This is a genomic window from Kribbella qitaiheensis, from assembly GCF_014217565.1.
Classification (GTDB): Bacteria; Actinomycetota; Actinomycetes; order Propionibacteriales; family Kribbellaceae; genus Kribbella; species Kribbella qitaiheensis_A.
Map to the genome: position 1 here is coordinate 466869 of NZ_CP043661.1, position 21905 is coordinate 488773.

The 21905-nt window shown below is 67.3% G+C and carries 18 protein-coding genes; 13 read left to right on the plus strand and 5 right to left on the minus strand.

Annotation, left to right across the window (positions count from 1 at the left end):
• Positions 1-14 precede the first annotated feature (14 nt).
• Positions 15-1226: an ROK family transcriptional regulator gene (locus tag F1D05_RS02135; RefSeq protein ID WP_185445734.1), complete on the minus strand. Its 1212-nt coding sequence runs from the start codon at positions 1224-1226 to the stop codon at positions 15-17.
• 155 nt (positions 1227-1381) lie between these two features.
• Between F1D05_RS02135 and F1D05_RS02140 the strand changes: the two genes are divergently transcribed.
• The 5 genes from F1D05_RS02140 to F1D05_RS02160 are packed head-to-tail and all read left to right on the plus strand — an operon-like array spanning position 1382 to position 9125.
• Positions 1382-3049, plus strand: a complete 1668-nt coding sequence (locus tag F1D05_RS02140) for an extracellular solute-binding protein (RefSeq protein WP_185445736.1) — start codon at positions 1382-1384, stop codon at positions 3047-3049.
• Positions 3033-4016: an ABC transporter permease gene (locus F1D05_RS02145; RefSeq protein ID WP_185445738.1), complete on the plus strand. Its 984-nt coding sequence runs from the start codon at positions 3033-3035 to the stop codon at positions 4014-4016. Before F1D05_RS02140 ends, F1D05_RS02145 begins: the two co-directional genes overlap by 17 nt.
• Positions 4013-4969, plus strand: coding sequence for a carbohydrate ABC transporter permease (locus tag F1D05_RS02150; RefSeq protein WP_185445740.1), 957 nt, complete (start codon positions 4013-4015; stop codon positions 4967-4969). Before F1D05_RS02145 ends, F1D05_RS02150 begins: the two co-directional genes overlap by 4 nt.
• 20 nt (positions 4970-4989) lie before the next feature.
• Positions 4990-7182 carry a WD40/YVTN/BNR-like repeat-containing protein gene (locus F1D05_RS02155; protein ID WP_185445742.1) on the plus strand — a complete coding sequence of 731 codons (2193 nt, stop codon included), beginning with the start codon at positions 4990-4992 and terminating at the stop codon, positions 7180-7182.
• Positions 7179-9125, plus strand: a complete 1947-nt coding sequence (locus F1D05_RS02160; RefSeq protein ID WP_185445744.1) for a beta-galactosidase — start codon at positions 7179-7181, stop codon at positions 9123-9125. The genes F1D05_RS02155 and F1D05_RS02160 overlap by 4 nt, the downstream gene beginning before the upstream one ends.
• Positions 9126-9128: 3 nt before the next feature.
• Here the strand turns inward: F1D05_RS02160 and F1D05_RS02165 are convergent, their stop codons facing one another.
• On the minus strand, positions 9129-10187 hold the full coding sequence (locus tag F1D05_RS02165) for a LacI family DNA-binding transcriptional regulator (RefSeq protein WP_343066666.1): 1059 nt from the start codon (positions 10185-10187) through the stop codon (positions 9129-9131).
• Between the two features lie 207 nt (positions 10188-10394).
• Here F1D05_RS02165 and F1D05_RS02170 point away from each other — a divergent pair, with 207 nt between their 5' ends.
• Positions 10395-11087 (plus strand): glycoside hydrolase family 12 protein, encoded by a 693-nt coding sequence (locus tag F1D05_RS02170; protein ID WP_185445746.1) that lies wholly within the window; start codon positions 10395-10397, stop codon positions 11085-11087.
• A gap of 312 nt (positions 11088-11399) precedes the next feature.
• Complete coding sequence (locus F1D05_RS02175) at positions 11400-11714, plus strand: hypothetical protein (protein WP_185445748.1); 315 nt, start codon at positions 11400-11402, stop codon at positions 11712-11714.
• 37 nt (positions 11715-11751) lie between these two features.
• Here F1D05_RS02175 and F1D05_RS02180 read toward each other — a convergent pair whose 3' ends face one another.
• Positions 11752-12435 carry a GAF and ANTAR domain-containing protein gene (locus tag F1D05_RS02180; protein WP_185445750.1) on the minus strand — a complete coding sequence of 228 codons (684 nt, stop codon included), beginning with the start codon at positions 12433-12435 and terminating at the stop codon, positions 11752-11754.
• A gap of 230 nt (positions 12436-12665) precedes the next feature.
• Here F1D05_RS02180 and F1D05_RS02185 point away from each other — a divergent pair, with 230 nt between their 5' ends.
• Both F1D05_RS02185 and F1D05_RS02190 read left to right on the plus strand, forming a co-directional pair.
• Positions 12666-14738 (plus strand): phosphocholine-specific phospholipase C, encoded by a 2073-nt coding sequence (locus F1D05_RS02185; protein ID WP_185445752.1) that lies wholly within the window; start codon positions 12666-12668, stop codon positions 14736-14738.
• A gap of 29 nt (positions 14739-14767) precedes the next feature.
• Positions 14768-16567 carry a ricin-type beta-trefoil lectin domain protein gene (locus F1D05_RS02190; RefSeq protein WP_185445754.1) on the plus strand — a complete coding sequence of 600 codons (1800 nt, stop codon included), beginning with the start codon at positions 14768-14770 and terminating at the stop codon, positions 16565-16567.
• A 271-nt stretch (positions 16568-16838) separates the two neighbouring features.
• On the opposite strand, the gene F1D05_RS02195 is transcribed toward F1D05_RS02190, so the two are convergent.
• Positions 16839-17252 carry a PPOX class F420-dependent oxidoreductase gene (locus tag F1D05_RS02195; RefSeq protein WP_185445756.1) on the minus strand — a complete coding sequence of 138 codons (414 nt, stop codon included), beginning with the start codon at positions 17250-17252 and terminating at the stop codon, positions 16839-16841.
• Positions 17253-17273: 21 nt separating this feature from the next.
• Positions 17274-18296 (minus strand): YihY/virulence factor BrkB family protein, encoded by a 1023-nt coding sequence (locus tag F1D05_RS02200; protein ID WP_185445758.1) that lies wholly within the window; start codon positions 18294-18296, stop codon positions 17274-17276.
• Between the two features lie 213 nt (positions 18297-18509).
• Here F1D05_RS02200 and F1D05_RS02205 point away from each other — a divergent pair, with 213 nt between their 5' ends.
• Genes F1D05_RS02205 through F1D05_RS02220 form a run of 4 tightly spaced genes read left to right on the plus strand, consistent with a single transcriptional unit; the run spans position 18510 to position 21713 of the window.
• On the plus strand, positions 18510-18971 hold the full coding sequence (locus tag F1D05_RS02205) for an SRPBCC family protein (RefSeq protein WP_185445760.1): 462 nt from the start codon (positions 18510-18512) through the stop codon (positions 18969-18971).
• 35 nt (positions 18972-19006) lie between these two features.
• On the plus strand, positions 19007-19837 hold the full coding sequence (locus F1D05_RS02210) for an SDR family oxidoreductase (RefSeq protein WP_185445762.1): 831 nt from the start codon (positions 19007-19009) through the stop codon (positions 19835-19837).
• A gap of 24 nt (positions 19838-19861) precedes the next feature.
• Complete coding sequence (locus tag F1D05_RS02215) at positions 19862-20350, plus strand: SRPBCC family protein (RefSeq protein ID WP_185445763.1); 489 nt, start codon at positions 19862-19864, stop codon at positions 20348-20350.
• On the plus strand, positions 20343-21713 hold the full coding sequence (locus F1D05_RS02220) for a mycothione reductase (protein WP_246486373.1): 1371 nt from the start codon (positions 20343-20345) through the stop codon (positions 21711-21713). The genes F1D05_RS02215 and F1D05_RS02220 overlap by 8 nt, the downstream gene beginning before the upstream one ends.
• Positions 21714-21905 lie beyond the last annotated feature (192 nt).

Consider the following 21905-nt stretch of genomic DNA (forward strand, 5'->3'; position numbering starts at 1 on the left):
CTCGGCGGCAACGGTCAAGATCTCAGTGCGGAGACGGCCGGTAACCGGCCGGAGTCGAGGCTGTCCAGGGAGCGGGCGACGGCGCCGATCGCCGTCGCGTCGTGGCCGAAGGTCGAGGTGACGACCTGACAGCCGCCTGCCTCGGGTGCCAGCGCGTCGTCGGCGAGCTCCTTCTCGATGGCCGGCAGCAGCCAGCGTCCCAGGGCCGCGTACGAACCGCCGAGGACGATCAGTTCGGGGTTGAGGATGTTGGCCAGCACCGAGACACCCCGGCCGAGCATCGTGCCGGCTTCGGACAGGACCTCGAGGGTGCCCGTCTCGCCGGCCTCGGCGCGGCGGACCAGTTGCTCTGTCCCGACCTGCGGGTCGGCGTCCGGCAGGCCGGCCGGATCGAGCCGGGCGAGGATCGCGGGAACACCGGCGACCGCCTCCAGGCAGCCATGCCGCCCGCAGCCGCAGAGTGGACCGTCCGGCGTGATCTGGAGATGGCCGATCTCGCCGACATAGCCCAGATGGCCGCGCAGCGGGCGGCCGTCGCAGATCACGCCGGCGCCGACACCGGTGTCGCCGGTCAGATGGATCAGGTTGGTGCTACCGGTGTGCGGGCCGTAGCGATGCTCGGCCAGTGCGCCGAGATTGGCGTCGTTGTCGACCAGCACCGGGAAGGCCGGCCGGCCGAGCGCCTGCACCAGGTCCTTGCCCAGTTCGACGTCTCGCCAGCCCAGTCCGGCGGCCAGCACGACGGTGCCTTCGTAGTTGATCAGCCCGGGCACCCCGACCGTCAGGCCGAGCACGTCACGGCCGGACGAATGGACCGCCGTGACCGCGCGGCGAGCCAGCGCGGCCAGTGCCGCGATGGCCTTGGCCGGACCGGCGTCAGCAGCCGGGCCGGAGCGGTGCCAGCGGAGTAGTTGATCGCCGGCCGCGTCGTAGGCGATCGCAGTCAGCCCGCGGGCGCTGATCTCCATCCCGATCGCCGCGTACGACGAACCGTCCAGCACCAGCAGGGTGGCCGGACGGCCGACATGGTTCTGGGTCTGCTCGGTCTCCCGGACCAGCCGCCGGCCGATCAGGTCGCCGACGATGCTCGTCACGGTGGCCTTGTTCAGCCCGGTCCCGGTGGCGATCGCCGCCCGGGAGCAAGGGGCCTCGGCGCGCAGGAATCGGAGTACCGCGGCCAGGTTGGTGGCGCGAACGTCGGTGTGGTCCGCGGTGTGAGTGGTCAAGGTCCGTCCTGTTCGGCTCGGTCGGCGCGGGATGCGGCGACGGATCAGTTCTACACCTTGTGGGGCGATCTGGGGTGAGCTAATTTGTTTGGCTACCAGCCCAACTAACTCTACTCCGGGACGGCCCCCGTTCCCAGCTTGGAAGGAAAATCATCGTGAACGGACTTGGAGGCGGTTCGACGAACCGCCGCACCTTCCTGTCCCTGCTCGGAGCCGGTACCGCGGTCGCCGCCGGCGGCGCGACCCTGTCCGGTTGTTCTTCCGGCTCGAAGGCGAGCTCGGCGGGCGGCCGCGCCGAGACAGAGGACAAGCTGACCGGTCTGCTGCCGAAGTACATCGCCTACGAACCGGTCAAGCCGGACCTGGCGGGCCTCAACGGCGCGGATCCGGCGTTCACGAAGTACCCGGCACAGCTGGTCCGGGCGCTGCCGGACAAGCCGGTGACCAGCGGCAAGGAGGTCAGCGCGATGACGCCGCTGTGGGGCCCGTTGCCGCCCGGCCTGGGGAAGAACTCCTACTTCGACGTGAACAACGAGCGGATCGGCGCTCCGGTCCGCTTCAACGTGGTCAACGGCGGCGAGTACGGCGACAAGCTCGGACCTGTGCTCGCGGCCGGCAACGTGCCCGACCTGCTCTGCATCCCGGGCTGGGAGATCTCCGGCCAGACCCGGTTCGGCCAGGCGGTCGACAAGCTCTTCGAGGACCTCACCCCGTATCTGGCCGGTGACAAGGCCGCGGCGTACCCGATGCTCGCCAATCTGCCGACCCGCGCCTGGGCGTACGGGGTCTGGAACTCGCAGCTCAAAGCCGTGCCGTTCCCGGGCAACGGGCTGCCCTGGGCGCTGTTCTACCGCAAGGACCTGTTCACCAAGCTGGGCGCCGCTCCGCCCAAGAGCGCCGACGACCTGCTGACCCTGGGCAAGCAACTGACCGACGCCAAGGCGAACCGCTGGGCGTTCGGCTCGATCATGGACGAGGTGGCCAGGGCGTTCCGGGCACCGGCGGGGTGGCGCAAGGACTCCAGCGGCAAGCTGATCAACAAGATCGAGAGCCCGGAGTTCGAGGAGGCGGTGGCCTTCACCCGCAAGCTGTTCCAGTCGGGGTACGTGCACCCCACCGTGGTCGGCAACGCGAGCGCCGATCAGAAGCCACTCTTCGAGGGCGGTCAGATCCTGGTGTACCAGGACGGTCCGGGATCGTGGGCCGAGGCGCTGCAGCGGCAGCTTCCGATCAACCCCGCCTTCGACATGCAGGCCGTGATGCCGTTCGCGCACGACGGCGGAGAGGCGATCGTCTGGAGCGGCGACCCGGCGGGCATCTTCACCTTCGTCAAGAAGGGCCTCGGTGAGGCGCGCATCAAGGAACTGCTCGGCGTCCTGAACTACACCGCCGCCCCGTTCGGCACCGAGGAGTACCAGCTCGCCGCCTACGGGCAGGAGGGCAAGCACTACATCAAGGAGAGCTCCGGCGCTCCCAAGCTGACCGCGCTGGGGACCAAGGAGGTCGCCAACACCTACATCTTCCTGGGCGGACGGCCCGAGGTCATCACCCAGAGCCAGTACCCCGGCTACGTCCAGGCGATGAGCGCCTGGCAGAACGAGTCCTGCAAGCGGTTCGAGAAGAACCCCTTCGAGGGGATCCGGGTCGAGGCGCCGTCGAAGATGGCCGCTCTGAACCAGCCCTTCGACGACAAGCTGCAGGACATCCTCCGGGGCCGGCGGCCGGTCTCGGAGCTCAAGACGGCGGTCCAGGCCTGGCGTTCGGGTGGCGGGGACGAGGGCCGCGACTTCTACGCGAAGGTGCTCAGTGACAACGGTCGATGAGGTCCGCGCACCGGTCGAGCAGAAACCGGCTCCGGCGCCACCGCGTCGGGCCGGCCGGCCGAACTGGCGGCTGAGGCTGCGGCGCGACTGGCCGCTGCTGTTGATGGTGACCCCGGTGATCGTCCTGCTGCTGGTCTTCCATTACCTGCCGACGCTCGGCAACGTGATCGCCTTCCAGGACTACTCGCCGTACGTCGGCATCCGCGACAGCGAGTTCATCGGCCTGACCAACTTCAGCCGGTTGTTCAGCGAGGCGGCGTTCTGGAAGGCGCTGCTCAACACGTTGACGATCACCGCCTTCCAGCTGGTGTTCTTCTTCCCCATCCCGATCCTGCTGGCGCTGCTGCTGAACAGCGTGCTGTCAGTGCGCGTCCGGACCTTCATCCAGGGCGTCGTCTACCTGCCGCACTTCTTTTCCTGGGTGCTGGTGGTATCGCTGTTCCAGCAGATGATCGGTGGCGCCGGTCTGCTCGCCCAAAGCCTGCGTGGCCATGGGTTCCAGGCCGTCGATCTGATGACGAAGCCCGACTCCTTCATCCTGCTGGTCACCTCGCAGGCGGTCTGGAAGGACGCGGGCTGGGGCATGATCGTGTTCCTCGCGGCGCTGAGCACCATCAACCCGGCTCTCTACGAGGCCGCGGCGGCCGACGGCGCCAACCGCTGGCGCCGGCTGTGGCACATCACCCTGCCGGGCCTGCGCCCGGTGATCGTGCTGCTGCTCATCCTGCGGCTGGGTGACTCCCTCACGGTCGGCTTCGAGCAGTTCATCCTGCAACGCAACGCCGTCGGGGCCGACGCGGCCGAAGTGCTGGACACCTACGTGTACTTCGAGGGCCTGCTGGCCGGTGACTTCGGCTACGGCGCCGCAGCCGGTCTGTTCAAGGGCGTCGTCGGCCTCGTGCTGGTCCTTGTCGCCAACAAATTCGCTCACTTGGTGGGCGAGCAGGGGGTGTATTCCCGCTCATGAGCTCACAAGCAGTCAAGCCAGTCGCCGCCCTGACCCGGCGACCACGCAACCCGGAACGGCCGGTCTGGGAGGAGGAGCCGACGCTGGTCGGCCGGGTAGGCAAGCCGGTCGTGCTGGCAGTGGTCTTCCTGGCCGTCGCCTTCCCGCTGTACGTCGTGGTCGTCACCAGCCTGTCGACCACCGAGGCCGTCACCCGCGCGGGTGGGCTGGTCGTAGTACCGCGGGACCTGACCATCGCCGCCTACGTCCAGTTGCTATCCGGCGGAGTGGTCACCCGTGCGCTCGTGATCAGCGCCCTCATCACGGCCGTCGGTACTGCGTTCAGCCTGCTGATCACCATGCTCGCAGCGTACGGGCTGTCGCGGCCGGGATCGTTGTGGCACCGGCCGTTGCTGTTCATCGTGCTGCTCACGTTCCTGTTCGGGCCCGGGATCATCCCCAGCTATCTGCTGGTGAACTCGCTGGGCCTGATCGACAGCTACGGCTCGCTGATCCTGCCCACCGCGATCTCGGCCTTCAACCTGATCGTGATGCGCGCCTTCTTCATGGGCATTCCCGGTGAGCTGATCGACAGTGCCCGGATCGACGGCGCCGGCGAGTTCGCCGTGCTGACGCGGATCGTGATGCCGCTGTCCAAGGCAGTGGTCGCCGTGGTCGGCCTCTTCTACGCCGTCGGCTACTGGAACGCCTTCTTCAACGCGATGCTCTACCTCAACGACAACAGCAAATGGCCGTTGCAGCTCGTACTGCGGACGTACATCGTGCAGCAGCAGGCTCTGCCCAGCGGCGCCGGTGGCGTCACCTCGTCGCCGGCTCTCGGACTGGCACCGGCACCGGGTCTGGCGATCAAGATGGCCATCGTCGTGCTGGCCGTGATCCCCGTGCTGCTGGTGTACCCGTTCATCCAGAAGCACTTCACCAAGGGCGTCATCATCGGCGCGGTCAAGGGATAGCTATCTTCAGAAGGAGTGGGATGAATCTTCCACGCAGACACTTCCTGGCCCTGGGCAGCGCGGCGGCCGTCGCCGTCACCGCCTCGACCCAGCCGGCGGCGGCGACGCGGTACCGGCAGTCGGAGGGGTATCGCTGGCGGAACGTGGAGATCGTCGGCGGCGGCTTCGTCACCGGCATCATCCATCACCCGAAGCAACGCGGGCTGGTCTATGCCCGGACAGACATCGGCGGGGCGGCCCGGCTGGATCCGCGGACTCAGCGCTGGGTGCAGTTGCTGGCCTGGGTCGGCCTCCGGGACTGGAGCCTGACCGGGGTCGAGAGCCTGGCGATCGATCCGGCCGATCCGTCCCGGCTCTTCCTTGCCGTCGGCACCTATACGAACGAGTGGTCGCCGATCAACGGGGCGATCCTGCGCTCGACCGACCAGGGCAGGACGTTCCGGCGGACGGACCTGCCGTTCAAGCTGGGCGGCAACGAGCCGGGTCGATCGATGGGCGAGCGGCTCGCGGTCGATCCCTGCGACGGCCGGATCCTGTACTTCGGCACCCGCAACCAGGGCCTGTGGCGAAGCACCGACCGCGGCGAGACGTGGGCACGGGTGGAGAGTTTCCCGGCCACCGGTACTGCGGGGATCGGGCTCGGCTTCGTCTTCTTCGATCAGTGCGGCGACCGGCGTGGCAGGCCGACGCGGACGATCTACGTCGGGTCGACCGACCCCGCCAATCCCTTGTGGCGCAGCGATGACGCGGGGCAGACCTGGTCGGCCGTGCCGGGGCAACCGACGGGACTCATGCCGCATCACGGCGAGCTCGCCTCCGACGGGCAGCTCTACCTGACCTACGGCGATCTGCCCGGACCGTACGAGATGTACAACGGCGCCGTGCACAAGCTCGATACTGCGACCGGCGTCTGGACCGACATCACCCCGTTGCGCCCGAACACCGGCGGCGAGGCAGGGTTCGGGTACGCGGGGCTCGCGGTCGATCCGCGCCGGCCCGGCACGGTGATGGTCTCCACGATGAGCAGATGGGGTCCGGTGGACGACGTGTTCCGGTCGGTCGACGGGGGAGCGACGTGGCACTCCATCGGGTCGAAGATCGTGCTGGACACCTCGGGCGCGCCGTATCTGGATTTCCACGAGACGCCCAAGCTGGGCTGGATGATCGGGGACATCTCGATCGACCCGTTCGACTCGGACAAGGTCATGTACGTCACCGGGGCCACCATCTTCGGAACCGACGACGTGACGAACGCGGAGCAGGGCCGTAGTACGCACTGGTCGGTGCGGGCCCAAGGGCTCGAGGAGACGGCAGTCCTCGACCTGATCAGCCCGCCGTGGGGACCGCCGCTGGTCAGCGCGCTCGGTGACATCGGCGTTTACCGCCACGACCGGCTGGACGTCGTACCGCCGGACGGGCAGGCCGCGAACCCGGTCAGCGGGAGCTCGCCGAGCCTCGACTACGCGGCGAAGACCGAGGGATTCGTGGTTCGGGTCGCGTACGGCGGCAGTCTTCAACGCGGTGCTTTCTCGACCGATGCGGGGGCGAGCTGGCAGCCGTTCGCGGGCGAGCCGGCCGGTTCCAGTCAGCCTGGGAAGATCGTGGTGAGCACGGACGCGCGGACGATCGTCTGGGTGCCGGGTGACGTGCTACCGCACTACTCGCGCGATCGGGGGGCGACCTGGACATCAGTGGCCGGCCTTCCGCAGCAGGTCGCGATGGTCGCCGACCGGGTGAACCCGAGCCTGTTCTACGCCTTCGATCCGGCCACCGGTACGGCGTACCGGAGTCTCGACGGCGGCGTGAACTTCTTGCCTTCGGCAACTGGACTGCCGACCGGTAGCGGCAAGCTCGAAACGGTGCTGGACCGGTCCGGGCACTGCTGGCTGGCGACCGGTGCCGGTGGTCTGTATCGCTCGGTGGACCAGGGCCTCAGCTATCAGCGGGTGACAGGAATCGAGGAGGCGCAGACCGTCGGGTTCGGCAAGGCTGCGCGCGGACGATCCGGCATGGCGGTCTACAGCTCAGGCAGAGTAGGTGGAGTGGACGGCATCTTTCGATCGGACGACAGCGGCGTGAGCTGGACCCGCATCAACGACGACCGGCATCAGTACGCCTCCACCAACGAGGCGATCACTGGCGACCCACGGGTCTACGGGCGGGTCTACCTGTCCACCAACGGTCTCGGGATCCCTTACGGGGAGCCGATATGACGGGCCTGTACTTCGGGGGCGACTACAACCCGGAGCAGTGGTCGCCGGAGGTGTGGAAGGAAGACATCGCGCTGATGCAGCGCGCCGGCGTGAACCTGGTGACGGTCGGAGTCTTCGCCTGGTCCAGCCTGGAGCCAGAGCCAGGGCGGTACGAGTTCGGCTGGCTCGACCAGGTGATGGACCTGCTCCACGACGGTGGGGTGCAGGTCGACCTCGCCACGCCGACGGCATCACCGCCACCCTGGTTCAGCCGGCTGCATCCGGATGCCCTGCCGGTGAAGCCCGACGGCTCCCGGCTGATGCACGGGAGCAGGGATACGTACTGCGCTTGCGCGCCGGCCTATCGGGAGGCCGCGGCAGGGATCGCGCGGGCGCTGGCCGGACGCTACGCAGGGCATCCTGCGCTGGCGATGTGGCACGTCCACAACGAGTACGGCACCGTTTGCTACTGCGACCATGCCGCTGCGGCGTTCCGACGTTGGCTGCAGCACCGGTACGGCGAACTGGATCGGCTCAACGCCGCTTGGACCACCGCGTTCTGGAGTCAGGGTTACGCGAACTGGGAGGACATCCAGCCGCCGCGGGCCACGCAGTACTTGGTGAATCCGACGCAGGCGTTGGACTTCCGGCGATTCTGGTCGGACGAACTGCTCAGCGCGTTCTCCGAACAGAAGGCGATCCTGCGCGGCTTCTCCCCGGACCTCCCGGTCACCACGAACTTCGTGTTCGGGGGATGGGTGCCGGTCGACCATGCCCGCTGGGCAGCCGAGGTGGACCTGGTGGCGATCGACCACTATCCCGGCAGCGCGGGCATCGGCGCGGAGGAGCAGACCGCGTTCGGCGCGGACCTGGCTCGCGGCTGGGCCGGTGGACGGTCGTGGCTGTTGATGGAGCAGGCCGCCGGCACTGTGCATGACGGCGGCCGGCTGCACACCAAGGAGCCCGGCCGGATGGCCCGGCACAGCCTGGCCCACATCGCCCGCGGATCGCGTAGCGCGATGTTCTTCCAGTGGCGAGCCTCCAGGGGCGGCGCCGAGATGTTCCACTCCGCGATGGTGCCGCACGCCGGTGCGCAGAGCAGGCGGTTCGCCGAGATTGCCGAGTTCGGCTCCCGGCTGCCGCGGCTGGCGGAGATCGAGGGAGGCTCGGTCCTGGCCGAGGTGGCGATTCTCTGGGACGCCGAAGCCTGGTGGGCGATGCAGTCGACCCAGCTGCCGTCCTCCGACCTCGACTACCTCACCGCGGTCGAGGCAGCGCACAGGCAGTTCTGGGCGGCCGGCATCGGTGTCGACTTCGCCGCTCCGGCGGCGGACCTGTCGGCGTACCGGCTGGTCGTCGTGCCCAGCCTCTACCTGGTCTCGGAGGAGACCGCCGCCTCGATCGCCCGGTACGTCGAAGGCGGTGGGCACGTGCTGGTGACCTACTTCAGCGGGATCGTGAACGCCGACGCGCAGGTGTGGCTCGGCGGCTATCCGGGTGCCTTCACAGAGGTCCTCGGGTTGCGGGTCGAGGAGTTTCACCCGATCAGCGAGGTGAGCCTGGCTTCCGGTGCCTGGGGGAGTCTGTGGAGCGAGGACGTGCAGCTGGCCGGTGCCGAGGCCGTCGACCGGTACCGCGGGGGCGTACTCGACGGATCGCCTGCCGTCACCAGACATCAGTACGGCGATGGCGTGGCCTGGTACGTGTCGACCCAGCTCGACGATGACGCGTACCGGTCCCTGGTGACGAAGGTGACTCGCGAGGCAGGGGTCGACGATCCCGAGTTGGCTGCCGGGGTCGAAATGGTCCGAAGACGATCCGGCGCAACCACTTGGACCTTTTTGATCAACCACGGCGACGCGGAAGCCGTCGTACCGATCGCCGGGTATGAACTGCTGTCGTCCGCCGAGATCACCGGACAACTGGTCTTGGCCGCAGGTGCTCAGGCGGTGGTGAGGAACTGAAGGTCAGGGTGCGGTGCTGGTGCTCGCGCGGGCGGTCAACTGCGCGGGCACCAGCGTCACTGCCGGCGCCTGGTTGCCGTCGAGCTTGGCGATCAGGGCCTCCACTGCCTGCTGGCCGATCTCGTCGGCCGGAAGGGTGACCGACGACAACTTGGGCACCTGCCGTTCCGCGACGTCGTCGGCGCAGATCGCCAGCAGCGACATGTCCTCGGGGACCCGCCGGCCGAGGCTGCGCAGCACATCGAGCAGCGGGCCGATGATCGGCTCGTTCTGCACCACCAGGCCGGTGATGCCGGGATGCTCGCGCAGCAGTTCGCCGACGGTGCCGAGGACCGCGTCGAAGGTGGACTCGCAGGGAGTCTCGATGCCCTGGATTCCTCGCCGCTCGGCCGCGGCCTGGAAACCCGCCATCGTCCGGGCGGCGAAGCCGGTCTGGCGTTCGTAGACCGCCGAAGGCGTTCCGAGCAAGGCGATCTCGCGATGCCCGAGATCGGTCAGGTGGTCGACGCACTGTTCCGCGGCAGCGAAGAAGTCCAGGTCGATACAGGTCAGACCCTCGGTGTCGGCCGGGATCCCGATCAGCACCGACGGCATCGGCAGCTCCCGCAGCAGCGGCACCCGCTCGTCGTGGAGCTCCACGTCCATCACCACCAGCGCGTCGACGAGTGCGCTCTGCGAGACGCGCTCGAGGCCAGAGCGGCCTTCGTCCGCGGTCAGCAGCAGGACGTCGTGGTCGAACCGGCGGGCGGTGGTGACCACCGCGGTGGCGAACTGCATCAGCACCGGCACATGCATGCCGGCGCGCAGTGGGATCACCAGGGCGAGCACGTTCGACCGGCTCGAGGCGAGCGCGCGGGCGCTGGCGTTCGGCCGGTAACCGAGCACTCGGACGGCTTCCTGGACGCGGTCGCGCGTCGCACCGGAGATCGATCGCTTGCCGCTGAGAACATAGGAGACCGTGCTGGTGGCCACCCCGGCCTGGCGGGCGACGTCCGCGATCGTGACGATGGCTTTCCTCCGCGATTCGGGCCTCAGAAAATTGAAGCGCTTCGATTTCAGGATAGTGCGTCGAGGCCGGCAAAGTCGCTGGTTCACGGCCGGTCGCCTGCAAGGTCTGGCGCGGACCGCTTCGGCGTTCTACAGTGTCGTCACACTCGTCGAAGCGCTTCGATTTCTCGCTGTGAAGATTTCGAAGCGCTTCGACAAAATTCTGTCCCCTGCGTTCGCCCAAGGCCCGGCCGCCGGTCGGGCTCGACGAGAGGAACGGAAATGGCGAGATGGTGCAAGGCAGCAATCGCAGTGCTGGTAGTGCTTACCGCGGGCCTGGTGACGGCGGCTCCTGCCAATGCGGCGACCTGGTCGTCGTCGGACAAGTGGGGCTCCTGGTCGAACGGTGGCTACACCGTGCGCAATGACGTCTGGGGCGGTGGAGCCGGCGCCCAGACCATCTGGGCCAACTCCTACAGCAACTTCGGAGTCTGGGCGGATCACCCCAACACGGGTGGGGTGAAGGCCTATCCGCATTCGGCCCGTAACATCGGCCGGCAGGTGAGTGCGCTCGGTTCGTTGACCAGCAACTTCAACGTCTCGAGGCCGGGCGGTGGCGCGTACACGTCGACGTACGACATCTGGGCCGGCAACAACGCGTACGAGATCATGTTGTGGATGAACAAGCAGGGCGCGGTCGGCCCGATCGGCAGCAAGCAGGCGACGGCCTCGGTGGGTGGTCACAGCTGGGACATCTATCGCGGCAGCAACGGCGGCAACGAGGTCTTCTCGTTCATCCGTACCTCGAACACCAATGCCGGGTCGGTCGACATCAAGGCCGTCCTGAACTGGATTCGCGGCAGGGGCTGGATGGGTGACACGACTGTCGGCGAGGTGCAGTTCGGCTTCGAGATCACTTCGTCGTCCGGCGGGATGAACTTCACCACCAACTCGTACTCCGTTTCGTCCAGCTGACCGCCGGACCCACCACCCGGGGCAGCCGTCCCGGGTGGTGGGTTCGAGGTGGAACGGTCGTGATCGATTGTGTTCGGTGTCTTCTGCCGGGCGACTGGTTCCGGGAAGGTGGTCGGATGTCGATCGCACGAGGCTGGCAGGCCCTGAGTCCGGCGGTTCGGGCGGCAGCGCTCGAGTCGGCGGCGCGGCGACGTCGGACTGGCAGACGCTGACCCGAGTAGCCGCCGGCGAAGTCGCGCTGCTGAACTCGAGCCCGGAGCAACCGCTGGGAAGACCTGGGGCTACACAGGCGCCAGCGCGACCTCAGGCACTGTGACCGGCGACCTCTACAACACGTTGCGGTACGCAAAGAACCACGAGTCGCTCGTCTACACCTTCGATGGCCTCGAGCCGGGGACGTACACCATCCACGCGGGCTACTTCGATCCCTGGCCTTGGGCCAACCGGGCGGCGCAGGTCTCGGTCAACGGCGCGGTCGTGGATCAGGAACGACTCTTCACCGCTTCCAACGAGGCCGCGGAGTACCGCGACATCACCGTCGGCCCGGACGGCAAGGCCACCGTCACGATCACCCCGACCCCCTCACCCGACATCCAACTCAGCTGGCTGATGGTGGCCGGCAACTAGAGACCCCTGCCTGGAGGGCGTTGTGGATCGCGGTGGTTCAGGGGCCACCCTGGGGGTCGACGGTCTCGTTGATCTCTTCGGCGATGCGGCGGAGTTTGACGTTGCGGTGCTGCGAGAGGCGGGCGAGGAAGGCGAAGGCGCGCTGGTCGTTGAGTTTGTACCGCTCCATCAGGATGCCGACCGCCTGGCCGATGGTGGTGCGGGTGTGCATCGCTTCCTGCAGGCTCTGGATCTCTTTGGCGTACTCGATCACGGTCGCGGCCTGATGGGCGAAGAGCCGGCTCAGTACCTCGAAATCCGCGAAGGCTCCGACGTTGCGGGAGTACAGATTGAGCGCGCCTTGGGACTTGGGAGCGTCGAACAGGCGGATGCCGGCCTGGGCCCGGATGCCGGCCGCCACCGCGGCGGCGGCGTACGCCGGGAAGCGCTCGTCAGCGGCAAGGTTGGGCGCGGTGACGTGGACCGTGTCGGTCGCCGCGTCGTAGCAGGGGCCTTCCTTGAGCCGGTACTGCGTCGCGTCCAGGTCAACGATCAGGTCATCGGTCGGCGCCGCCGTCTCGAGGCTGCCGTCGGCGTGCAGAACGGTGATGCTGGCGTACTCGACACCAGGGAGCACTTCGACCGCGGCCGCGGTGATCTTGTTCAGCGTCTGGTCCAGATCGCCGGCTGAGAGCGCCAGCGACAAACGTCGTGCGGTCTCGATCAATCGTTCGTCACCCATCAGTACCGAGTACCCACCTCTGGCACAGGCAACCTTGACGTGACGCTGGGTGCTTGGTCCGGGGTGGTCGGGTGGAAGTGAGTGCTTGACAGGGGGCGGGGGCGGTTTCATGATGCTGACACTCGATGTTGATAACTGCGCAAAAAGTGCTTCTTCGTTCAACAATGAGCAGAGACCTTGCTCAAGTCGGCTGAAGAAGCGGCAGTCCGCCCCCACGCGAGGAGATGAGCATGACCAACGTCAACCGCCGGAGGTTCCTCCAGTTGGCCGGTGCCGCCGCCGCGGCCACGGCGTTGCCGGGAGTGATCGAGAGGGCCGCCGCCATCGCGGCGGCCACTCGTACCGGCACGATCGCGGATGTCGAGCACGTCGTCGTACTGATGCAGGAGAACCGCTCCTTCGATCACTACTTCGGCTCGCTGCGCGGCGTCCGCGGTTTCGGGGATCCACACCCTGTCTCGTTGCCCAGCGGCAAGAGCGTCTGGCATCAGGCGGCTGCCAACGGCACCGAGACGCTTCCCTTCCGGCCGGCCAAGAGCAATCTCGGCCTGACCTTCATCGAGGATCTGAACCATGACTGGAACGGCACCCACAAGGCCTGGAACGGCGGCAGGTGGGACCAGTGGATCCCGGCCAAGACCACGACCACGATGGCTTATCTGACCCGCAACGACATTCCGTTCCACTACGCACTGGCCGACGCGTTCACCATCTGCGACGCCTACCACTGCTCGATGATGTCGGCCACTGACCCCAACCGTTACTACATGTACACGGGCTGGGTCGGCAACGACGGCTCCGGCGGCGGCCCGGTGATCGGGAACGAGGAGGCCGGCTACGGCTGGAAGACCTTCCCCGAGGTCCTGGAGCAAGGCGGCGTGTCCTGGAAGGTCTACCAGGACATCGGTTCCGGCCTGAACGCCGCCGGCGGCTGGGGCTGGGACTCGGATCCGTTCATCGGCAACTACGGTGACAACTCGCTTTTGTACTTCACCAAGTACCGCAACGCCCAACCCGGCAACCCCTTGTACGACAAGGCCCGGACAGGAACGAACGCGAAGGCCGGCGACGGGTACTTCGACAAGCTCAAGGCCGACGTACTCGGCGGCAATCTGCCGCAGGTCTCCTGGATCGCCGCCCCCGAAGCCTTCACCGAACACCCGAACTGGCCGGCCAATTACGGCGCTTGGTACCTGTCGGGTGTCCTCGACGCACTCACCGCCGACCCGGAGGTGTGGAGCAAGACCGTGCTGCTGCTCACGTACGACGAGAACGACGGTTTCTACGACCACGTGGTACCGCCGTTTCCGCCGGCGTCTGCCGCCCAAGGTCTGTCCACTGCGAGCGTCGCCGGTGAGATCTACACCGGGGGAGCGGGCTCGAGCTACAACACCAACCTGCCGTACGGGCTAGGCCCGCGGGTGCCGATGCTGGCGATCTCGCCCTGGAGCACCGGTGGCTGGATCTGCTCGCAGACCTTCGACCACACCTCGATCATCCAGTTCATCGAGAAGCGCTTCGGCGTGACCAACCCGAACGTCTCCGACTGGCGGCGGACGGTCTGCGGCGACCTCACCTCGGCCTTCGACTTCACCGGTGCCAACAGCGCGAAACCGACGTTGCCCAGCACAACGGCGTACAAGCCGCCGTTGCCCCACAGCACGTCGCCCTCCTACCATCCCGTGCCGCCGGCGACAGGCGCGCTTCCGCAGCAGGAATCCGGCACCCGCTCTGCGAGGGCTCTGCCTTACGACCTCGCCGTGGATACCAAGGTCGTGAGCGGCCGGATGCAGTTCACCTTCGCCAATCGCGGCACGGCCGGGGCCGGCTTCCATGTCACCTCCGCTACGCGGAGCGATGGTCCGTGGCCGTACACGGTCGGCGGCGGTAAGTCCCTCGTCGATACCTGGGCGCTGCCCTCGGGAAGTACCTCCCGCTACCAGTTCTCCGTGCACGGTCCGAACGGGTGGGTCCAGGAGCGGGCCGGCGTCATCGGCAGGCTCGGCCCCGAGGTCACGGCCCGGCACAACCCGAGCACCGGCTACGTCGACCTGACCTTCATCAACGGCGGCACGACCGCCGTGACCTTCAAGGGTGTGGACGCCTACGAGCCGGCCTCGGCGTACACCTACACCGTCCAGCCCGGCGCTACCCGGGCGGTGCCCAACTGGGGTGTTGCCGCAGGCAACCGTTGGTACGACATCACCGTCACCAGCAACAACGACACCGCGTTCGTACGCCGGTTCGCCGGCCACATCGAGACCGGCGCTGCGTCCACGAGCGACCCGGCCATCGGCTCATGACTCTTCCCTCGAACGGAGCCCCCGTGAAAATGCATCGACGACTGGCCGGTCTCGCCCTAACGGTTGTTCTGGCCAGCACCGGTCTCGCAGTGACAACTCACCACGCGGCGGGTGCCGACACCGTGGCCGCGAACACCAGCACCGCGATCGGCGCGAAGCCGATGATGGGCTTCAACAACTGGGCGCGCTTCACCTGCGCCGCGCAGGCCCGCCTCGACGGCACCCGGACCGGGTATTCGTTCCAGCAGTTCATGCAGGACCAGGCGAAGGCGATGAAGGACACCGGCCTCGTTGCCGCCGGCTACAAGAACCTCACCGTCGACGACTGCTGGATGCAGCGCACCAGCGCGGGCTATCTGCACGGAGCGGCAACCTGGGGCGGTAGCAGCCAGCCCGGCTTCGACTTCGAGCTGACCGACTATTCCAACTACGTCCACAGCCAGGGGATGGAGACCGGTCTCTACAGCACCTCGGGCGTCAACACCTGTCAGGGCGTGCCCGGCGGAGTGCTGGGACACGAGCAAGTGGACGCGAATTCCCTTGCCTACTGGGGAGTCGACTCACTGAAGCTGGACAACTGTGGGACGACCAGCAGCAACCGTCAGCAGATCTTCACCACGATGGCGAATGCCCTGAAGACGGCAACGGCCAACACCAGCAGGAAGATCCTCTTCAACGAGTCCGCGCCGGCCGGCTACGGCCCGACCACAGCTGAGAAGTACAACTCGATGGACTGGGTCCGGACGCTCGGCCAGATGTGGCGCGTCAGCCCCGACATCGCCGTCTGGCATGGCGACAGCGCCTCGGCCTGGAACTGGCCGCACGGCGGCGACTACTACGAGGGTGGGGTTTTCCAGAACCTGAACGACACCGTGGCGCTCGCCCGCTACAACGGCCCGGGCAACCACAACGACGCGGACATGCTGCTGATCGGTGACAACAAGCAGCTCACCGTTGCCGAGCAGCGCAGTCAGTTCGCGCTCTGGTCGGCGATGGGGTCCCCGCTGATGATCAGCTCCGACATCCGCAAGATGGCTGCCGATCCCACGACGTACGCGCCTCAACTGAACATCCTGAAGAACAGCGACATCATCGCCGTCGATCAGGACGCATTGGGCGCCGGCGGTTACCTCGCATCCCGCGACAACGCCTCGGCCACTGCTGGGATCGATGTCGTCGTCAAGCCGCTCGCCGGCGGCCGCCGCGCGGTCGCAGTACTGAACAAGAGCGCCGCCTCGACGAGTTACACCCTGGACCTCGCGCGGGTCGGCTTCGGCAACACCAGTTGCACCCGCACCGCCCGGGATCTTTGGAACCACACCAACCTGTCGGTCCAGTCGTCGATCACTACGACCATCGCGAGCCACGACACCGCGATGTACACCGTCGACCCCGGAAGCTGCGGGACCCCCATCCCCGTCGGTCAGATCCAGGCGCCGCAGAGCGCCTTCCAGGCATCCGCCCTTTGCCTGGACGCCTACTCCGGCGCGGTGGCCGGTAACAAGGTCGCCTTGTACTCCTGCACCGGCAACAGCAACCAGCAATGGCAGCGCCAGGCGAGCGGCGTTATCTCGTCGCTGCAGAACACTGCCCTCTGCATTTCCGGCGACTCCACCGGCCTACGCCTGGCCACCTGCAACACCAACGACACCAGGCAGAAGTGGACCTACAACCGCTCCGGCCAACTACGCCAGGCCAGCGGAGTCTGCGTCGACATCGCAGGCAGCGACTTCTCCAACGCCAGCTCCGTAGTAGCCACCTATTCCTGCGGCACCCACCAACCCAACCAAACCTGGACCGCCCCCTTCGACACCCCGCCCGCTGCCTGACCATGCGGATTGCCTGGTCAGCGCGAAGTAGTCCTACGGGGGCCTGGACGTCTTTGTGCACCGGCTGAGTGTTCCGGGCCGGTCGCACGCTCAGGCCATGCACAAGGGCGCGGAACACCCCCAGCGGTTGCCGGCCTTTGTGCATCCGGTGAGCATTTTCCGGCGGCGGGATGCTCAGCCGGTGCACAAAGACGCCCGTACGGGGGGCGGTCTGAGTGCGCCGAACGCGTTGTCTTCCTCGCGCACCGCGCGATGACCTTCCCGGAGGGCCTCAGATCTGGTTGGCGGGGGGAGCGCCCTGCTGCATCGTGGTCTTCTCGACCACGATGCTGGTCGCGTACCGCGGGGTGCCCGGCGGCTCGCTGTCCGTCCACTCCCCGGCGTACTTCTCCGCGATCGAACGCTCCAGCGCCAGGTCCGGATCGGGGGTGAGGTCGCTGACCGTACCGCGGAGTTCGATGTAGTGGGTCGGGTGCGCGGGGTCGACCACCACCACCGCGATCCGGCGATCACGGCGCAGATTGCGGAGCTTCTGGCGTCCCTCGACCAGGCTGATGCGGACGGATTCGCCGTCCCAGAGGAACCACAGCGGAGTGACCTGCGGTTCGCCGCGCTTCCCCACGGTGGAGACGAAGGCAACCGCCGTCGACCTGAGCAGTTGATGAAAGGCGATCGGGATTTCCATTCCCGCAGAGTACGGCGTTCGTCATCCGGCCGGTGGAGGTTTCGGCGGCGACGCGGGATCGGCCGATTCGAGCGGCTCGAAGGTGACCTCGATCGTTTCGGCGGCCTTGTGGCGCTGGGCCTGGGCGTACATCGCGTAGGCGCGATGGTCGGCCGGCGTCAGGTCGGTGGCCGAGTCGGTGAACAGGGCCAGCAACGAGCGTGGGTAGAGCCGGTAGGCGATCACCGAGTTCAGCTCGGCGCCGATCACGGCGATCACCGAGGCGGCGTAGATGAGGCCGATCAGCCCAAGCGTCAGCGCGAAGACGCTGTTCACCTCGCTCGTCTTTGCCAGTACGTCGTTGACGTAGATGCCGCCGAGGCGTTCGAGCAGATGCCAGCCGAGAGCGGTCAGGAACGCGCCTGGAATGACCTTCCGGAAGGCCGGCCGAGGGCTGGTGCCCGGGCGCAGGCAGAGCGTCAGCATGGCGGTGAGCACCAGGACGGAGCCGATCGAAACGAGCCACCCCATGCCGTTGGCCACGTCGCCGGACATCGATACCTGGCTTCCGACCAGGACGGTCAGGGTGGCGAAGCTGAGGACGGTGAGACCGGCCAGTGACAGCAGTGCGCCGGACCGCAACCGCCCGCGGAACGGGTTGGGCCGACCGTTGCGGGGGACTCCCCAGGTCACGTTGACCGCGTTCTGCACCGCCTGTCCGAGCCCGATGACGCCGTACACCGCGGCGAGCGTGCCGACGATCACGGCGGCTGTGCTGCCCTGCAGACCCTGTGGGGTCGCCAGTTGGGTACCGACGATCGGGAACTCCTTGAGCGCCGACTCCAGGACGGCCTTCTGCAGGCTCTCGTTGCCCTGCAGGACGAACCCGAGGACGGATGACGAGATCAGCAGCATCGGGAAGATCGCCGCGAAGGCGTAGTAGGTGACGATCACCGCGAGATAGCTGCCCTGGTCGTCGAAGAACTTGTAGATCACGGCGAGCGGAAATCCGAGGCGCCGATGCCGCCGTTGCACGGTGTCCAACCGCTGCCCCAAGGTGCTCACGCCCCCACCGTACGATCCCGGCCCCCGGATCCGCTCAGCGCCGCCCCGCCTCAGGGCCGTCGAAGGCTCCGAGGCGCCGGGAAGTTGCCGCAGGCATCGGCAACGGGCGTGCACAGGTTTCGGGTTTCAACGCTGGAGCGTGGGTACCGGCGGGAGTACGAAAGGTACGACAGCTACGCCCCGCAGTGGCGGGGCCTGAGGAGGAGCCAAGAGATGGGCAACACCACCGAGTCGGTTGATGTCGAGGCACCGATCAGCGCCGTCTACAACCAGTGGACCCAGTTCGAGTCGTTCCCCGAGTTCATGGAGGGCGTCGATCAGGTCAAGCAGCTCGACGAAACGCATACGCACTGGGTGACCAGTATCGCGGGCGTGACGCGTGAGTTCGACGCGACGATCACCGAGCAGCACCCCGACGAGCGGGTGGCATGGGCGTCCGACTCCAAGCCGCGGCATGCCGGTGTGATCACGTTCCACCGCCTGGCGGACACGACCACCAGGGTGACCGCTCAGATGGACGTCGACCCGGACGGAATCGCCGAGCAGGCGGCCGACAAGACCGGACTGATCAGTCACCGGGTCAAGGGTGACCTGAACCGGTTCAAGGAGTTCATCGAGAAGCGTGGCGCCGAGACGGGCGGCTGGCGCGGCGATGTCAACCGCCCCGGGGTCTGAGACGGCCAGAGCGTACTCGACGAGAGGATGAATCGGTGAAGGCCGTGATGATGACCGGCGCCGGCAGTGGGATCGGCGCGGCAACCGCCTTACGTCTGGACCGGATGGGCCTGCGGGTCTTCGCGGGAGTCCATGACGCCGCCGACGGTGAGATCCTCGGCAGGCAGACATCGAGTTCCGTCAGCACGCACCAGGTTGATGTGACGGATCGTGCCTCGATCGAGGCCTTCGTCGCGACGGTGGACGCGGAGCTGGGGTCCGATGGTCTGACCGCGGTGGTGAACATCGCCGGCGAGGGGATCGCGGGTCCGCTCGAGCTGCTCCCGATCGACAGCTTGCGGGAGCAGCTCGAGGTCAACGTGATCGGGCAGGTGTCGCTGACCCAGTTGGCCTTGCCACTGGTTCGGCGTACCGGCAGCGGCGGCCGGATCGTGTTCGTGGGCTCGATGGGCGGGCTCGTGTCGGTCCAGCTCGCCGGCGCGTATCACGCGTCGAAGTACGCGATCGAGGCGATCGGCGATGCCTGGCGGCAGGAGTTGGCGCCCGATGGGATCGCGGTGTCCATCGTCGAGCCGGGGCCGATCGCGACGCCGCTGTGGGCGAAGGCCGTGCAGACGCTCGACCGGCTTCCGGCCAACGAGCGCTACGCGGCCCGGATCGACGCGTTCCGCGAGTCGCTGCGGAGCGCGTCCAAGAACGGCATCAGCCCGGACAAGGTCGCCGAGGTGATCGAACACGCGGTCACGGCTGATCGACCGCGCAGCCGCTATCCGGTCGGAGTGGCCGCCAGGGTGATCCCACCCTTGCGGCGGCTGATGCCGGACCACCTGTTCGACAAGGCAGCCCGTCGGGTCACCGCGCAATGACGACATCGTGAGAAGGGGATTGTGATGGGTGATTACGAGGCTTCGACCGTCGTCGACGTCGCGGCGAACATCCTGTTCGACTACTTGTCCGACATCGAGCGGCTGCCGGAGTACCTGCCGCAGATGACGGAGGCGCGTCGGCTGGACGAACGCTCCGAGCAGGCGCAGGGGCTGGAGGCGCGCCGGCCGGGGGAGCCGGTGCGGGAGCGGGTCGAGGTCGCGGCGGTGATCGATCCTGATGATGCTCCCGAGCATGAGGTCAGGAGCGAGGCGATCTTCGAGATCGTCGAGGAGGGCCGGAAGCTGCGCTGGTCGGCGCCCGGACCGCACGAGTACCACGGTGAGCTTGACGTCGACTTCGTCGCGGACGGCAGTTCCAAGCTGACCGTTCGCCTGCACACCGACAACGCCGAAGGCCCTTCGATCGACGAGGCACTCCAGCGCACGGTGACCGGCATCAAGTCCACCGTGGAAGGATCCTCGGCTCAACCCCGCGAGACCCCTGGTGCCTGATCCACGGCATCACGACCTGGTGATCATCGGTGCCGGCTCGGGCAACATGGTCGTCGATTCGTCCTTCGCCGATCTCGATGTCGCGATCGTGGCGGACGGGCCGTTCGGAGGCACCTGCCTGAACTTCGGCTGCATTCCGTCCAAGATGCTCGGTTACACCGCGGACGTGGCCCGGACGGTCGGCGGAGCCGCGCAGTACGGGGTTGAGGCGTCGCTGCGGGGAATGCGTTGGCGGCAGGTGCGTGATCGCGTGTTCAGCCGGCTCGATGCCGAGTCGGCTGAAGGCCGGGAGGGGCGCGAGAAGAGCGACTTCATCACCGTGTACGACGGTCATGCTCGGTTCACTGGACCGAAGCGGCTTCAGGTGGAGCAGGGCGAGACCTCTGTCGCGATCGAAGCAGAGCAGATCGTGCTGGCGACCGGAGCGCGACCGACGGTGCCGCCGCAGGTCGCGGACTCGGGCCTGCCGTTTGAGACCTCCGACACGATCATGCGCATCGACCAGCCGCCGCGGCGACTCGCCGTACTGGGCGGTGGGTACATCGCGGTGGAGTTGGCGGAGGTGTTCGCCGCGGCGGGGAGCGAGATCGTCATCGTCGAACAGGCCGAGGAACTGCTCGGTACGCAGGACGAGAGTGTGTCGGAGGCTTTCACTGAGCTCGCCGGTCGCCGTTTCGAGCTGCAGTTGGGGCGGGAGCTGACGCGGCTGGAGGGCTCGGCTGGTGAGCTCCGGCTGGTGCTGGACGACGGCACAGTGGTTGAGGCCGACATGCTGCTGGTCGCGGTCGGCCGTACGCCGAACAGCGACGGGCTCGATCTGGCCAAGAGCGGTATCGAAACGTTCGACGATGGCCGGGTGGTGGTGGACGACTATCAGCGCACGGAGGCGGACGGCGTCTTCGCGCTCGGCGACATCTGCTCGCCGTACCAGCTCAAGCATGTCGCGAATCGGGAGGCCGAGGTGGTGGCGCACAACTTGCGGCATCCCGACGAGCTGCGGGCGACAAGCCACGACGTCGTACCGGCCGCGGTCTTCAGCAATCCGCAGATCGCGTTCGTCGGAGCCACCGAACAGGACTGTCGCGATGCCGGCCGCGATTACGCGGTCGGCACCACGCGGTACGCCGACGTGGCCTACGGCTGGGCCCTGGAGGACACCGACGGCTTCTGCAAAATCCTCGCCGACCGCGACACCGGCCTCTTACTCGGCGCCCACCTGATGGGCTCCCAGGCGCTAACCCTGATCCAGCCCCTGGTGCTTGCGATGACCCTGGGGATAGACGCAAAAACCCTTGCCCAGCAGCCGTATTGGATCCACCCCGCCCTCAGCGAGGTAATCAGCAACGCCCTCCGCGCCCTCTGAACCGCCGCAGGACTCCCGGACCAGTCTCCCCGGCGCCCGAGTAATTACGTCAGGCCGGCCGGCGGCCGTGGTCGACCGTCCGGCCGATCAACCACGCGCACCGACGCCCATCCGCCGGAGTGTAGAGCCGGATTCTCCACCCCGACGGCATCAAACGACTGCCTGACAACCGCTCGCTCACCTTCCAGAACC